This window comes from Stenotrophomonas sp. PAMC25021 (assembly GCF_004795795.1).
GTDB classification, from domain to species: domain Bacteria; phylum Pseudomonadota; class Gammaproteobacteria; order Xanthomonadales; family Xanthomonadaceae; genus Stenotrophomonas; species Stenotrophomonas muris.
This window is the reverse complement of record NZ_CP039255.1, coordinates 1234969-1248346: the sequence shown is the minus strand read 5'-3', so window position 1 is coordinate 1248346 and position 13378 is coordinate 1234969. Positions and strand designations below refer to the sequence as shown.

The 13378-nt window shown below is 67.4% G+C and carries 12 protein-coding genes; 5 read left to right on the top strand and 7 right to left on the bottom strand.

What is annotated here, in order from left to right:
• Positions 1-14: 14 nt before the first annotated feature.
• Positions 15-1763 carry a glutamine--tRNA ligase/YqeY domain fusion protein gene (locus E5790_RS06060; protein WP_049440148.1) on the bottom strand — a complete coding sequence of 583 codons (1749 nt, stop codon included), beginning with the start codon at positions 1761-1763 and terminating at the stop codon, positions 15-17.
• A 190-nt stretch (positions 1764-1953) separates the two neighbouring features.
• Here E5790_RS06060 and E5790_RS06055 point away from each other — a divergent pair, with 190 nt between their 5' ends.
• Together E5790_RS06055 and msrA are read left to right on the top strand one after the other, a co-directional pair.
• Positions 1954-2217: a DUF2007 domain-containing protein gene (locus E5790_RS06055; protein WP_032956987.1), complete on the top strand. Its 264-nt coding sequence runs from the start codon at positions 1954-1956 to the stop codon at positions 2215-2217.
• Positions 2218-2247: 30 nt separating this feature from the next.
• Positions 2248-2913: a peptide-methionine (S)-S-oxide reductase MsrA gene (gene msrA, locus E5790_RS06050; RefSeq protein WP_032956996.1), complete on the top strand. Its 666-nt coding sequence runs from the start codon at positions 2248-2250 to the stop codon at positions 2911-2913.
• Between the two features lie 589 nt (positions 2914-3502).
• Here msrA and E5790_RS06045 read toward each other — a convergent pair.
• From E5790_RS06045 to ahpC, 5 genes are all read right to left on the bottom strand, one after another.
• Positions 3503-4459: a transaldolase gene (locus E5790_RS06045; protein ID WP_032956985.1), complete on the bottom strand. Its 957-nt coding sequence runs from the start codon at positions 4457-4459 to the stop codon at positions 3503-3505.
• A gap of 50 nt (positions 4460-4509) precedes the next feature.
• Entirely contained in the window at positions 4510-4914 is a 405-nt protein-coding gene (gene rnk / locus E5790_RS06040) for a nucleoside diphosphate kinase regulator (RefSeq protein WP_014036052.1), read from the bottom strand.
• Positions 4915-5037: 123 nt separating this feature from the next.
• Positions 5038-6000: a LysR substrate-binding domain-containing protein gene (locus tag E5790_RS06035; protein WP_014646003.1), complete on the bottom strand. Its 963-nt coding sequence runs from the start codon at positions 5998-6000 to the stop codon at positions 5038-5040.
• 85 nt (positions 6001-6085) lie between these two features.
• On the bottom strand, positions 6086-7678 hold the full coding sequence (gene ahpF / locus E5790_RS06030) for an alkyl hydroperoxide reductase subunit F (protein ID WP_111206812.1): 1593 nt from the start codon (positions 7676-7678) through the stop codon (positions 6086-6088).
• Between the two features lie 224 nt (positions 7679-7902).
• Complete coding sequence (gene ahpC / locus E5790_RS06025) at positions 7903-8466, bottom strand: alkyl hydroperoxide reductase subunit C (RefSeq protein ID WP_005408159.1); 564 nt, start codon at positions 8464-8466, stop codon at positions 7903-7905.
• A gap of 322 nt (positions 8467-8788) precedes the next feature.
• On the opposite strand from ahpC, the gene prmC reads away from it, so the two are divergent.
• Both prmC and pip read left to right on the top strand, forming a co-directional pair.
• A complete protein-coding gene (gene prmC, locus E5790_RS06020) occupies positions 8789-9646 on the top strand; it encodes a peptide chain release factor N(5)-glutamine methyltransferase (protein WP_111206813.1) in 858 nt (285 codons plus the stop codon).
• Positions 9647-9694: 48 nt separating this feature from the next.
• The gene (pip, locus tag E5790_RS06015; RefSeq protein WP_111206814.1) at positions 9695-10636 is read left to right on the top strand and encodes a prolyl aminopeptidase; all 942 of its coding nucleotides are present in this window, start codon (positions 9695-9697) and stop codon (positions 10634-10636) included.
• Between the two features lie 315 nt (positions 10637-10951).
• Here the strand turns inward: pip and E5790_RS06010 are convergent, their stop codons facing one another.
• A complete protein-coding gene (locus tag E5790_RS06010) occupies positions 10952-11836 on the bottom strand; it encodes a LysR family transcriptional regulator (protein ID WP_014646007.1) in 885 nt (294 codons plus the stop codon).
• A 105-nt stretch (positions 11837-11941) separates the two neighbouring features.
• Between E5790_RS06010 and E5790_RS06005 the strand changes: the two genes are divergently transcribed.
• The gene (locus E5790_RS06005) at positions 11942-13360 is read left to right on the top strand and encodes an MFS transporter (protein ID WP_032956978.1); all 1419 of its coding nucleotides are present in this window, start codon (positions 11942-11944) and stop codon (positions 13358-13360) included.
• The last annotated feature ends 18 nt before the right edge of the window (positions 13361-13378 follow it).

Genomic DNA, 13378 nt, shown 5'->3' with positions numbered 1-13378 from the left:
GCCCGCGCAGGCCCTCAGGCCGACCAGGTATCGCGCAGGGTCACGCTGCGGTTGAATACCGGCGTGGCTGCGGTATGGTCGCGGCGGTCGGCCACGAAGTAGCCGGTACGCTCGAACTGGAACGACTGCTCCGGCGCGGCGCTGGCCGCGGCCGGCTCGACATAGCCGGTGACAGTGCGGCGCGATTCCGGGTTGAGGTAATCGCGGTAGGTCTTGCCTTCCGATTCGTCGTCCGGGTTCGGCACCGAGAACAGGCGGTCGTACAGGCGGATCTCGGCCGGTACGCCGTGCACGGCGCTGACCCAGTGGATGGTGCCCTTGACCTTGCGGTTGGCGCCTTCCATGCCCGGGCGCGATTCCGGATCCAGCCAGCCACGCAGCTCGGTGATGGTGCCGTCGGCATCCTTGATCACTTCGTCGCAGCGGATGATGCCGGCGCCGCGCAGGCGCACTTCGCCCCCCGGGACCAGGCGCTTCCAGCCCTTCGGCGGCACTTCGGCGAAGTCCTCGCGGTCGATCCACACTTCGCGTGCGAACGGTACTTCGCGGCTGCCGAAGCTTTCGTCCTTCGGGTGGTTGCTGAAGGTCAGCTGCTCTTCGTGGCCTTCCGGCAGGTTGGTCAGCACCAGCTTGACCGGATCGACCACTGCCATGCGGCGCGGTGCGGCACTGTCCAGGTCCTCGCGCAGCGCGCCTTCCAGCACGCTGAAGTCGATCAGCGAATTCTGCTTGCTGATGCCCACGCGCTCGGCGAACAGGCGCATCGCGGCCGGGGTGTAACCACGGCGACGCAGGCCCTGCAGGGTCGGCATGCGCGGGTCTTCCCAGCCGTCCACCAGCTGTTCGGTGACCAGCGCCATCAGCTTGCGCTTGCTCATCACCGTGTAGTTGATGTTCAGGCGCGAGAACTCGATCTGGCGCGGCTTGGCCGCTTCGCGCGGCAGGCCGGCATCGACCAGCGGCTGGGTCAGCGCGTCGTCATGGGCGAAGTCGACGTTGTCCACGCACCAGTCGTACAGCGGGCGGTGGTCTTCGAATTCCAGCGTGCACAACGAGTGGGTGATGCCTTCGATCGAATCACCCAGCGCGTGGGCGAAGTCGTACATCGGGTAGATCGGCCACGCATTGCCGGTGTTCTGGTGCTCGACGTGCTTGATGCGGTACAGCGCCGGATCGCGCAGGTTGATGTTGCCGCTGGCCATGTCGATCCTGGCGCGCAGGGTGCGCGCACCATCCGGGAATTCACCGGCGCGCATGCGGCGGAACAGGTCGAGGTTTTCCTCGACGCTGCGGTCGCGCCATGGCGACGGGCGGCCCGGCTCGGTCAGGGTGCCGCGGTAGGCGCGCACTTCCTCGGCCGACAGGTCGCAGACGTAGGCCTTGCCCTGTTCGATCAGCTTCTCGGCGGCCAGGTAATAGGCCTGGAAATAGTCCGAGGCGTGGCGCAGCTCGTTCCACTCGAAGCCCAGCCAGCGCACGTCGTCCTGGATCGCGGCCACGTATTCCGGATCTTCCTTGGCCGGGTTGGTGTCATCGAAGCGCAGGTTGCAGACGCCGCTGAACTCGCCGGCGATGCCGAAGTTCAGGCAGATCGACTTGGCGTGACCGATGTGCAGGTAGCCGTTCGGCTCCGGCGGGAAGCGGGTCTTGATCGCCTGGTGCTTTCCGCTGGCCAGGTCCTCGCGCACGATCTGGCGGATGAAATCGCGCTTTTCGTGGCTGTCGGCGGGGGTCTCGGGGCTGGCGGGGGTGTGCTCGGACATGAGTCGGCGAAAAGAAAGGCAGAAAGACCAACAGTCTAGCGCGTACGGGGCAGGGCTGCCCGGTGGGGTGTGGGGATGCCGGCCCCGCCCTCTGGTAGTGCCGGCCGCTGGCCGGCAACTCTCCGATCCCGCCCCCGGCACCATTCAGCCCCCGGGCGTATGCTGGAGCCCTGCCCCGAGGAGCCGCCGCATGCACATCGTGTACAAGGCCGACAACCTGTTCGACGCCCATCTGGTCAAGCACGCGCTGGAAAACGCCGGCATCCCCGCCTTCGTGTTCGGCGAGCAGCTGCTGGGGGGCATGGGCGAGCTGCCGTTGTTCGGTGTGTTGCGGGTCGGCATCCCCGACGCGGCGCGGCCGCAGGCGGAGGACATCATCGCGGCGCTGGACTTGGGCCAGGCCGCCGCCGACCCCATTTCCGATGCAGACGATATGGCCGGACTGCCGGCGTAGGAGCGCATCATGTTGGGAATTGGCCAGGGCATCCTCGGCATCGGGGCCTTCAAGCAGCGCCTGCCGCGCCCGGAAGAGGCACTGCCGGGGCGCGAGCAGCCATTGCCGCTGCACAGCAACCAGCACTTCGTGAACAGCCATCCGCTGAAGGACCGCTTCGCCGGCCTGCAGCAGATCCGCTTCGCGCTGGGCTGTTTCTGGGGCGCCGAGCGCAAGTTCTGGACCGAGCCGGGCGTGTACAGCACCTCGGTCGGCTACGCCGGCGGCATCACCCCGAACCCGACCTATGAAGAAGTGTGCTCGGGCCTGACCGGGCACACCGAAGTGGTGCAGGTGGTGTTCGACCCGGCGGTGGTGAGCCTGGAACGGCTGCTGCAGCTGTTCTGGGAAAGCCACGACCCGACCCAGGGCATGCGCCAGGGCAACGACACCGGCACCCAGTACCGTTCGGCGATCCACGCCACCGACGAGGCACAGTACGCTGCCGCGCTGGCCAGCCGCGAGGCCTACCAGGCCCAGCTGGATGCGGCCGGCTACGGCCCGATCACCACCGAGATCGTGTACCCGGCACCGGCGTACTACTACGCCGAGGACTATCACCAGCAGTACCTGGCGAAGAATCCGAACGGCTACTGCGGCATCGGCGGCACCGGCGTGAGCTGCCCGATCGGGTTGGATGTGGAGGCGCCGCGCTGACGCGCGGTGGTCCGCCTGCGGCGGGCAACGTCAACGGCTGAAAGCCAAAGCCAAAGCCAAAGCCAAAGCCAAAGCGGCTCTGGGTTGCTGCTTGTTGGGTGGGGCGGTGTGGGTTGGCAGGACACGCCGTGAACCCGTCCCTGGGGGCTCGATGGCGCCATCCATGGCGCCAACGGTCCTGCCAACCCACACCGCCCCACCCCCGACAGTTTCCCGGTGACGGTGGGAAAGAGCATTGGGTTACTGACGAACTGATGGAAAACAAAAAGGACGCGGCGTTCGCCGCGTCCTTTTTATTTGGTTCTGCATTGCCCTTGTAGAGCCGAGCCATGCTCGGCTCCGAGCAAGCGAAGCGCGCGACCCGCTGTTGCTCTTCTTTCTTTCTTCCGTGGCGGGTGACCACCGGAAACTGTCAGAGGGCGGGCGGGTTGGGTTCGCGGGAGTGTCCGCCGCATGGATGCGGCGGCCAAGCCTCCAGGGATGGATTCACGGCGTCTCCCGCGAACCCAACCCGCCCGACCCAGCGCGGCTTTTTGCTCTTTGCGACCAACCGACCCGCCACGAGGGGCTCAGCCGTTGGCCGGAATCCTCACAGTGCCGCGCGGATCCGCTCGCGCAGTGCTTCCAGATCCTTGGCAAACGCATCGATACCGGTCGCCAGCTTCTCGGTGGCCATCGGATCGGCCGCCAGGTCTGCTGCGAACTTCGCCGCATCGATCGGGGGCACCGCCGCGCCATCAGCGGCACCGGCCACCAGCTTGCGCGGCAGCGCGCCGTGGTCGGCGTCCAGCTTCTCCAGCAGGTCCGGCGAAATGGTCAGGCGGTCGCAGCCGGCCAGCGCCTCGATCTGTGCGGTCGAACGGAACGAGGCGCCCATCACCACCGTCTTCGAACCGCGGCGCTTGAATTCGGCATAGACGCCGCGCACGAACTTCACGCCCGGGTCTTCGTCGATGCTGGCCGGGGTCTGGCCGTTGGCCACGTACCAGTCCAGGATGCGGCCGACGAACGGGGAGATCAGGAACGCGCCGGCCTCGCTGCAGGCCAGCGCCTGGGTCGGGTTGAAGATCAGGGTCAGGTTGCAGTCGATGCCTTCGGCCTGCAGGATGCGCGCGGCTTCCACGCCTTCCCAGGTCGCGGCGATCTTGATCAGGATCTTCTCGCGCGGCACCCCGGCATCGGCGTACATCTGGATGAACTGGCGGGCCTTGGCCACGGTGGCGGCGGTGTCGTGGGCCTGGTCGGCGTCCACTTCGGTGGACACACGGCCCGGCACCAGCGTGCTCAACAGCGCGCCGACGCCGATGGTCAGGCGGTCGGCCACGGCGTGCACCACGGCTTCGCGGTCGCCCGCCTGCTGGCGGCCCCAGGCCAGTTCGCGTTCGATCAGTTCGGCGTAGACCGGCAGGTCCAGCGCCTTCTTCACCAGGGTCGGGTTGGTGGTGCAGTCCACCGGCTGCAGGCGCTTGATCGCCTCGTAGTCACCGGTATCGGCAACGACCACGGACAGTTCGCGCAGCTGGGACAGTTTGGACGGGGTACTCATTACGGCTCCTGGTGCAGGGGGATCGAATCGCGCGCGGTGCGCAGCGGTAATCAGGGGCGGTCGTTGTGGACCGCAGTCACGCGCAGGCGCAGCTTGCGGCCGCCGGGCGCGTTCCAGTCGATGCTCTGGCCGATGGCCAGGCCGAGCAGGGCACTGCCGACCGGGGCCAGCACGGAGACCTTGCCTTCATCGACATTGGCTTCGCGGGGGAAGACCAGGGTCAGGACGTGCTTTTCGCCCGACACTTCATCTTCGCACTCCACGCGCGAATGCATCATGACGATGCCTTCGGGAATCTGGTCCGGTGCCAGCACGGTGGCCCGGTTGAGTTCTTCAGCAAGCGCGAGCGCGGCAGGCGTCTGGCTCAGCGCAGGGGATTCGAGCATGGCGTCCAGGCGGTCCATGTCGAAGGTAGAAACGGTGATCGACGGCGGCAGGCCGCTGGCGGTGTTCATGGTGAAGCTCCTTGGTTGAAAGCCATGCAAAAGGCGGCACCTGCTGGCGCCGCCTGTCTGTATTGTGGGGACAAATGCGGCCGGAATCGACTCCTGCCGATTCCGGGCCGGTGCTGCGGGGGCTCAGCCGTTCAGCGCGGGGCCGGGCAGGGCCGGTGCATCGCTGCCGGCATCGAGCGCCTCCAGCGTGAACAGTGCCTGCGGCAGGCGCTTGAACTGGTCGGCCAGCTCCATCAGGAAGTCGTTCATGGCCGAGCTGCGGCGCCAGATCATGGCGATGCGGCGGCTGGGACGGCCTTCGCCGGTGAAATCGAGCAGCCGGATGTTGTTCGAGCGCGGCACCGGCGGCTGCACCGACAGGCTCGGCAGCAGGGTGATGCCGACGTCGGCGGCGACCATCTGCCGCAGGGTTTCCAGGCTGGTGGCGCGGAATTCGGACTTCTCGTTGGCGCCGAACAGTCGGCAGACTTCCAGCGCCTGGTCGCGCAGGCAATGCCCGTCTTCCAGCAGCAGCAGCTTCTGCGTGGCCAGTTCCTGCACGTCCAGGTGTTCGCGGCGGGCCAGCGGGTGGCGCCCGGACACGGCCAGCAGGAACGGTTCCTCGAACAGGAATTCGGCATGCAGCTGGTCGTCGATCACCGGCAGGGCCAGCAGTGCGGCGTCGAGCTTGCCTTCGCGCAGGCGGTCCAGCAGCACGTCGCTCTTTTCCTCGACCAGCAGCAGTTCCAGCTCCGGGAAGCGCTCGCGGATGCGCGGGATCACATGCGGCAGCAGGTACGGGCCGAGGGTCGGGAAGATGCCCAGGCGCACCGTGCCGGCTTCCGGATCGCGGCTGCGTCGCGCCGCCTCCTTCAGCTGTTCCACTTCGGACACGATCACCCGCGCCCGTGCCGCCGCTTCCTGGCCGGCCGGGGTCAGCATCACCTTGCGCGGTGCGCGTTCCACCAGCGGCAGGCCCAGCTCTTCTTCCAGCTTGCGGATCTGCGTCGACAGCGTGGGCTGGCTGACGAAGCAGGAGGCGGCAGCCCGGCCGAAATGCTTGTGGTCGGCCAGGGCTACCAGGTACTTCAGATCACGTAGGTTCATCCTTACACCCCAGGGGTAACGGACCGGCTGACGGCGTGGTTACCCGACAGGCAGACAATGTTCCCGGTGATCTGGGAACGGTGGATCAGGCTGCTTCAGCAACGGCACCGCTGCTGTTGCTCACCGACGAGCGGATCAGGTGGTCGAACGCACTCAGTGCGGCGGTCGAGCCGGCGCCCATGGCGATGATGATCTGCTTGTAGGGCACCGTCGTGCAATCGCCAGCGGCGAACACGCCCGGCAGGTTGGTCTGGCCGCGGTCGTCGATGACGATCTCGCCGCGCGGCGACAGCGCCACCACATCCTTCAGCCACTCGGTGTTGGGCAGCAGGCCGATCTGCACGAAGATGCCTTCCAGCTCGACGCGGTGGGCATCGCCGCCGACGCGGTCCTTGTAGACCAGGCCGGTGACGCGGCTGCCGTCGCCCAGCACTTCGGTGGTCTGCGCGCTGGTCAGCACGGTCACGTTGCCCAGGCTGCGCAGCTTCCTCTGCAGCACTTCATCGGCGCGCAGGCTGGAATCGAACTCCAGCAGGGTTACATGCGACACGATGCCGGCTAGGTCGATGGCCGCTTCCACGCCGGAGTTGCCGCCGCCGATCACCGCCACGCGCTTGCCCTTGAACAGCGGGCCATCGCAGTGCGGGCAGTACGCCACGCCCTTGTTGCGGTACTGGTCTTCGCCCGGCACGTTCATCTGCCGCCAGCGCGCGCCGGTGGACAGGATCACCGAACGCGACTTCAGTACCGCGCCGTTTTCCAGCTGCACCTGCACCAGGCCGTCTTCGCCGGCCGGCACCAGCGCACTGGCGCGCTGCAGGTTCATGATGTCCACCTCGTACTCGCGCACGTGCTGCTCCAGCGCCGTGGCCAGCTTGGGGCCCTCGGTCTCCTTCACCGAAATGAAGTTCTCGATCGCCATGGTGTCCAGCACCTGGCCACCGAAACGCTCGGCGGCGATGCCGGTACGGATGCCCTTGCGTGCGGCGTAGATCGCCGCTGCAGCGCCGGCCGGGCCACCGCCCACCACCAGCACGTCGAAGGCGTCCTTGGCGGCGATCTTCTCGGCATCGCGCTTGCCGGCGTTGGTGTCCAGCTTGGCCACGATCTGCTCGAGGGTCATGCGGCCCTGGTCGAAGATTTCACCGTTGAGGTACACGGTCGGCACCGACATGATCTCGCGCTTCTCGACTTCGTCCTGGAACAGGGCGCCATCGATGGCCACGTGCTGGATGCGCGGGTTGAGCACCGCGGCCAGGTTCAGCGCCTGCACCACGTCCGGGCAGTTCTGGCAGGACAGCGAGAAGTAGGTCTCGAACCGGTAGTCGCCTTCCAGGTTCTGCACCTGCTCGATCAGCTCGGCGGTGGCCTTGGACGGGTGCCCGCCGACCTGCAGCAGCGCCAGCACCAGCGAGGTGAACTCGTGGCCCATCGGCAGGCCGGCGAAGGTCAGGTGGATGTCCTGGCCCGGGGTGCCCAGGTCGAAGGACGGCACGCGGCCCTGGCCATCGCGCAGCACCTGCAGCGAGATCTTGTCCGACAGGCTGTCCAGGGTCTGCAGCAGTTCCAGCATTTCCTGCGACTTGGCGCCGTCGTCGGCGTGCGCGGTGATCTGGATCGGGCGGGTCACGCGCTCCAGATAGGTCTTCAGCTGCGACTGCAGGTTGGCGTCCAACATCGGTCTTCTCCTGGCTTCAGGCAAACAGAGGGCGTGGCACCGCTGTACAAGGTAGCGGACCAGCTGGGGGTAGGGGTGAACCCAAGACAGCGACCGTGGAAGGGGCTGGCTGGCCAAGGCGGGCGAGCGTTGGCTGTCTTGGGTTCACCCCCACGCCGGCGGGGGGACCGGCACGGGGATGAAGGGCGCGCCGCGGCGTGGGGCCACGGCAGGCCGGTACTGCCTTAGATCTTGCCGACCAGGTCCAGCGACGGGGTCAGGGTCTTCTCGCCTTCCTTCCACTTGGCCGGGCACACCTGGTTCGGGTTGGCGGCGGTGAACTGGGCAGCCTTCAGCTTGCGCAGGGTCTCGGACACGTCACGGGCGATCTCGTTGGAGTGGATCTCCAGGGTCTTGATCACGCCTTCCGGGTTGATGATGAAGGTGCCGCGCAGGGCCAGGCCTTCTTCCGGAATGTGCACGCCGAAAGCGTTGGTCAGCTGGTGGGTCGGGTCGCCGACCAGCGGGAACTGGGCCTTGCCGACGGCCGGCGAGGTCTCGTGCCACACCTTGTGCGAGAAGTGGGTATCGGTGGTGACGATGTAGACCTCGGCGCCGGCCTTCTTGAACTCGGCGTAGTGGTCAGCTGCGTCCTCGATCTCGGTCGGGCAGTTGAAGGTGAAGGCGGCCGGCATGAAGATCAGGACGGACCACTGGCCCTTCAGGCTGGCGTCGGAAACCTTGATGAACTCGCCGTTGTGGTAAGCGTTGGCTTCGAACGGCTGGATCTGGGTGTTGATGAGGGACATCATTTTTCCTCTTGGTGAAGGGGAGTGGGTGAATCGACAGGAGCTAGGTTACCCATTCGCTGGCGATAAGAACAATGCATTGATTGCATCTATTTGATAGATGGAGTCTATCAAAAGGCACTTAGCAGGCACTGAACCCGGCCGCTTTCATCCTGCAACTGACTGTGTGACAAGGAAAATCTCGCCGGACCGCTGCCTGGGGCCGATAGCCCCTCCTTATCCCGTCCGGAGGAAACTGAACGGATTCCGATTTTGTAGAGCCGAGCCCATGCTCGGCTGTTCCAGAAGCAGCCGAGCGTGGGCTCGGCTCTACAATTGCGGAATGCCTTTCCAAACCGAACCCACCCTGCGCCAGATCGTGGCCGACGCCAGTGCCCGCTTGGGCGGCGTCGAAGCCCGCCACGAGGCGGAGCTGCTGCTGCTGCATGTGCTGGACCGCCCACGCAGTTGGCTGTTCGCGCATGCCACCGATCCGCTGGCCGCCGCCGACCAGGCCGCCTTCGAGACGCTGTTGGCCCGCCGCGTGGCCGGCGAGCCGGTCGCCTACCTGACCGGCCGCCGCGGATTCTGGACGCTGGATCTGGAGGTCGATCCGGCCACGCTGATCCCGCGCCCGGAGACCGAACTGCTGGTCGAGCTGGCGCTGGAACGCCTGCCGCAGGACCGTGCGCTGCGGCTGGCTGACCTGGGCACCGGCAGCGGCGCGATCGCCTTGGCGCTGGCCAGCGAGCGGCCACAGGCACAGGTGCTGGCCACCGATGCCAGCCCGGGTGCGCTGGCCGTGGCCGCGCGCAATGCCGCGCGCCATGAACTGCGCAACGTCCGCTTCGCCGAGGGCGGGCACGATTGGTACGCGCCGTTGCAGGGCATGCGCTTCGACCTGATTGCGAGCAATCCGCCGTACATCGCCAGCGACGACCCGCACCTGCGACAGGGCGACTTGCGCTTCGAACCGGCCTCCGCGCTGGCGTCCGGTGTGGACGGCCTGGATGACATCCGCCGCATCATCGACGGCGGCCAGGCGCATCTGCTGCCCGGTGGCTGGTTGCTGATCGAGCACGGATGGGACCAGGGCGCGGCGATCCGCGCGCTGTTCGACGCCGCCGGTTTTGCCGAGGTGCAGACCGTGCAGGACCTGGAGCAGCGCGACCGCATCACCCTGGGCCGGCGACCGGCCTAGAATGGGGGTTCTCCTGCCCCGGCAGGGCATCACCCTGGAGCTGCAAGCATGCGTACGCTGTACCCCGCCATCACCCCCTACGACGTCGGCACCCTGAAGGTCGACGACCGCCACACGCTGTATTTCGAACAGTGCGGCAACCCGGACGGCAAGCCGGTGGTGATGCTGCACGGTGGCCCGGGCGGTGGTTGCAGCGACAAGATGCGCCAGTTCCACGACCCGTCCAAGTACCGCATCATCCTGTTCGACCAGCGTGGTGCGGGTCGATCCACCCCGCACGCGGACCTGGTGGACAACACCACCTGGGACCTGGTCGCCGATATCGAGAAGCTGCGCGAGCACCTGAAGGTCGATCGCTGGCAGGTGTTCGGTGGCAGCTGGGGCTCGACCCTGGCCCTGGCCTATGCCGAGACCCATCCGCAGCGCGTGACCGAACTGGTCCTGCGCGGCATCTTCATGCTGCGCCGCTGGGAGCTGGAATGGTTCTACCAGGAAGGCGCCAACCGCCTGTTCCCGGATGCGTGGGAGCATTACCTGAAGCCGATCCCGTCGGTGGAGCGGCATGACCTGATCTCGGCCTTCCACCGCCGCCTGACCAGCGACGACGAAACCACCCGCCTGGAAGCCGCCAAGGCGTGGGCGGTGTGGGAAGGCGCGACCAGTTTCCTGCACGTCGATGATGACTTCATCAACAGCCACGAAGACCCGCACTTCGCCCTGGCCTTCGCCCGCATCGAGAACCACTACTTCGTCAACGGTGGCTTCTTCGAGGTGGAAGACCAGCTGCTGCGCGACGCGCACCGCATCGCCGACATCCCGGGCGTGATCGTGCATGGCCGCTACGACGTGGTCTGCCCGCTGGCCAACGCCTGGGACCTGACCAAGGTGTGGCCGAAGGCGAAGCTGGAAATCACCCCGGCCGCGGGCCATTCGGCGTTCGAAGCCGAGAACGTGGACGCGCTGGTGCGCGCCACCGATGGCTTCGCCTGATCGGTAGTGCCGGCCGCTGGCCGGCAATGCCTTACCGGTCCGTTTCGCCGCCGCCCGATGTGGCTCGCCGGCCAGCGGCCGGCGCTACCGGATAGCCAAGGCCTCGGGCCATTCGGCGTTCGAAGCCGAGAACGTGGACGCGCTGGTGCGCGCCACCGATGGCTTCGCCTGATCGGTAGTGCCGGCCGCTGGCCGGCAATGCCTTGCCGGTCCGTTTCGCCGCCGGCCGATGTGGCTCGCCGGCCAGCGGCCGGCGCTACCGGATACCCAAGGGTTCTGACCCCGCCGAAACCTTCATCCACGCATGGCGTGGATTTACCAATCCCCGGCCAGCAACGCGTCGGCCAGCACCTGCAGCTTTGGCGAGTGCTGGCGCGACGGTGGGTAGATCAGCGACAGCGCGCGGCTGCGGCCTTCAAGCGGCTGCAGCACGCGTTGCAGGCGGCCGTCAGCCAGCGCGTCGGCCACCGCGAAATCCATCACCTGCACGATGCCGATGCCGGCGATGGCCGCTTCCACCAGCGGATCGCCACTGTCGAACACCATCCGCGTCGGTGGGGTGAAGTCGCGCAGTTGGCCCTCCTGCAGGAACTGCCAGTCCACCAGCCGGCCACTGCGCAGGTTGCGCACCGCCAGGCACGCGTGATCCCGCAGCGCGGCCACATCGTCCGGTGCGCCACAGCGGGCCAGATACGCGGGGCTGGCCACCGTCACCCAGCGCAGCGGACGCAGCGGGCGCGCGACGATGCGCTGGTCGGCGATGACGCCGGTGCGCAGGGCGGCATCGAAACCTTCCTCGACCAGATCGACCAGACGGTCACTGAGCACGGCCTCCACCTGCAGTTGCGGGTGCTGTTGCAGCAACGGCGCCAGCAGCGGTACCAGCACCTTGCGCCCGAACATCGAGGGCGCGCTGATCTTCAGGGTGCCCGCGGGCGTGCAGGGACGGTCGGCCAACTGGCGTTCGGCATCCTCCAGGCCACACAGCAGCGGTGCCACCTGATCGACGAACTGGCGGCCATCCGGGGTCAGCGCCACGTTGCGGGTGTTCCGCTGCAGCAGCTTCACCCCCAGCGTGGCCTCCAGCCGGCCGATCGCGCGCGACAGGCCGGACTGGCTCAGGCCCAGCTGCCCGGCGGCGACGGTGAAACTGCGGGCTTCGGCCACCTGCACCAGCATGCGCACTGCATTGAGGTCCATCGAAGTTCCATTCATGATGAAAATCATGACAGATATGGCTGGCAGGGGGTTTATTGATTCGGTCGCATCAATGAGACTGCGCTCCCCCACCGCGCCAGACCGCCGATGCCTCCCCTCAAGTACCCGCGCTGGGCGCTGACCCTGCTGGCCACTGCCCAGCTGATCATCGCCCTGGATGCCACCATCATCTTCGTCGCCCTGCACGACATGGGCCGCGCGCTGCAGATCAACGCGCAGCAGCTGCAATGGGTAGTCAGTGCCTACACCGTGGCGTTCGGCGGCAGCCTGCTGCTGGGCGGGCGCGCCGCCGACCTGATCGGCCGCCGCCGCTTCTACCGGCTGGGCATGCTGCTGTTCGCGCTGGCGTCGCTGTTCGGCGCGCTGGCGCCGAATGCCACCCTGTTGATCATCGCGCGCGCGGCGCAGGGCATCGGTGCCGCGTTGCTGTTCCCGGCCACGCTGGCGCTGATCAACACGTTGTATGCGGAAGGCCCGGTGCGCAACCGCGCACTGGCGATCTGGAGCATGGCCAGTGCGGTCGGCCTGGCGCTGGGCACGCTGCTCGGTGGCGTGCTGACCCAGGCGTTCGGCTGGCCGGCGGTGCTGGCGGTGATCGTTCCGCTGGCCACCGCCTGTGCAGTCGCGGCCGGCGCGTGGTTGCCGGCCGATGGCCCGCGTGTGCAGGGCCGTTCCTTCGATCTGGCCGGTTGCCTCACCGTCACCGCCGGCGGCAGCCTGCTGGTCACCACCCTGGTGCAAGGGCCGGAGTGGGGCTGGACGGCACGGGCCACGCTCATCTGCCTGCTGCTTTCAGCCGTGCTGTTGACGGTGTTCGTACAGATCGAAAAGCGCAGCCGTGACCCGCTGATGCAGTTTGCGCTGCTGCGCCTGCCCGGCCTGCGCGCGGCACTCGGCCTGACCTTCGCCTTCATGAGCAGCTATGGCGTGCAGTACTACTTCCTGGCGCTCTACTTCCAGGATGGTTACGGCTGGAGCCCGCTGCAGGCCGGCATGGCCTTCCTGCTGCCGACCGTGGTGTGCACCTTCGGCATCCGCATTGCCGAACGCATGCTGCGGCGCCGTTCGCCACGGCAGGTGCTGGCCTGGGGCTTCGCGGCCGGTGCCATCGGCATCACTGCGGTGGCGCTGGCGATGCCGCATGGCGCCGGTTACTGGCCGCTGCTGCCGGGCATCGTGGTGCTCAGCGTGGGCCAGGGCATGAGCTGGACGGCGATGTGGATCGTGGCCGGGCAGGGCGTGCCGGGGCCGCAGCAGGGTGTGGCGTCCGGCATGGCCGCCACCGCACAGCAGATCGGCGGCGCGTTGGGACTGGCGGTACTGGTGATGGTGGCCAACGCCGCGCGCGGCACGCAGGAGGCAACCAGCCCTGATGCGCTGCAGGGCATGGTCAATGCGCAGTACGGCGCCGCGCTGTTCGCCGCGCTCGGCGTGGTGATCGCGCTGGGCCTGCGCCCGGCGCCGGTCGAATCGGCTGCTGCCGTCTGCCCGGTCAACGAGGCATGATTGAAGGCGCTGCCGTAG

Excerpts from the sequence above, each read along its gene's own strand:
- E5790_RS06060 (WP_049440148.1), bottom strand. The coding sequence starts at position 1,763 with ATGTCCGAGCACACCCCCGCCAGCCCCGAGACCCCCGCCGACAGCCAC.
- E5790_RS06055 (WP_032956987.1), top strand. The coding sequence starts at position 1,954 with ATGCACATCGTGTACAAGGCCGACAACCTGTTCGACGCCCATCTGGTC.
- E5790_RS06045 (WP_032956985.1), bottom strand. The coding sequence starts at position 4,459 with ATGAGTACCCCGTCCAAACTGTCCCAGCTGCGCGAACTGTCCGTGGTC.
- rnk (WP_014036052.1), bottom strand. The coding sequence starts at position 4,914 with ATGAACACCGCCAGCGGCCTGCCGCCGTCGATCACCGTTTCTACCTTC.
- E5790_RS06035 (WP_014646003.1), bottom strand. The coding sequence starts at position 6,000 with ATGAACCTACGTGATCTGAAGTACCTGGTAGCCCTGGCCGACCACAAG.
- ahpF (WP_111206812.1), bottom strand. The coding sequence starts at position 7,678 with ATGTTGGACGCCAACCTGCAGTCGCAGCTGAAGACCTATCTGGAGCGC.
- ahpC (WP_005408159.1), bottom strand. The coding sequence starts at position 8,466 with ATGTCCCTCATCAACACCCAGATCCAGCCGTTCGAAGCCAACGCTTAC.
- prmC (WP_111206813.1), top strand. The coding sequence starts at position 8,789 with ATGCCTTTCCAAACCGAACCCACCCTGCGCCAGATCGTGGCCGACGCC.
- pip (WP_111206814.1), top strand. The coding sequence starts at position 9,695 with ATGCGTACGCTGTACCCCGCCATCACCCCCTACGACGTCGGCACCCTG.
- E5790_RS06010 (WP_014646007.1), bottom strand. The coding sequence starts at position 11,836 with ATGGACCTCAATGCAGTGCGCATGCTGGTGCAGGTGGCCGAAGCCCGC.
- E5790_RS06005 (WP_032956978.1), top strand. The coding sequence starts at position 11,942 with ATGCCTCCCCTCAAGTACCCGCGCTGGGCGCTGACCCTGCTGGCCACT.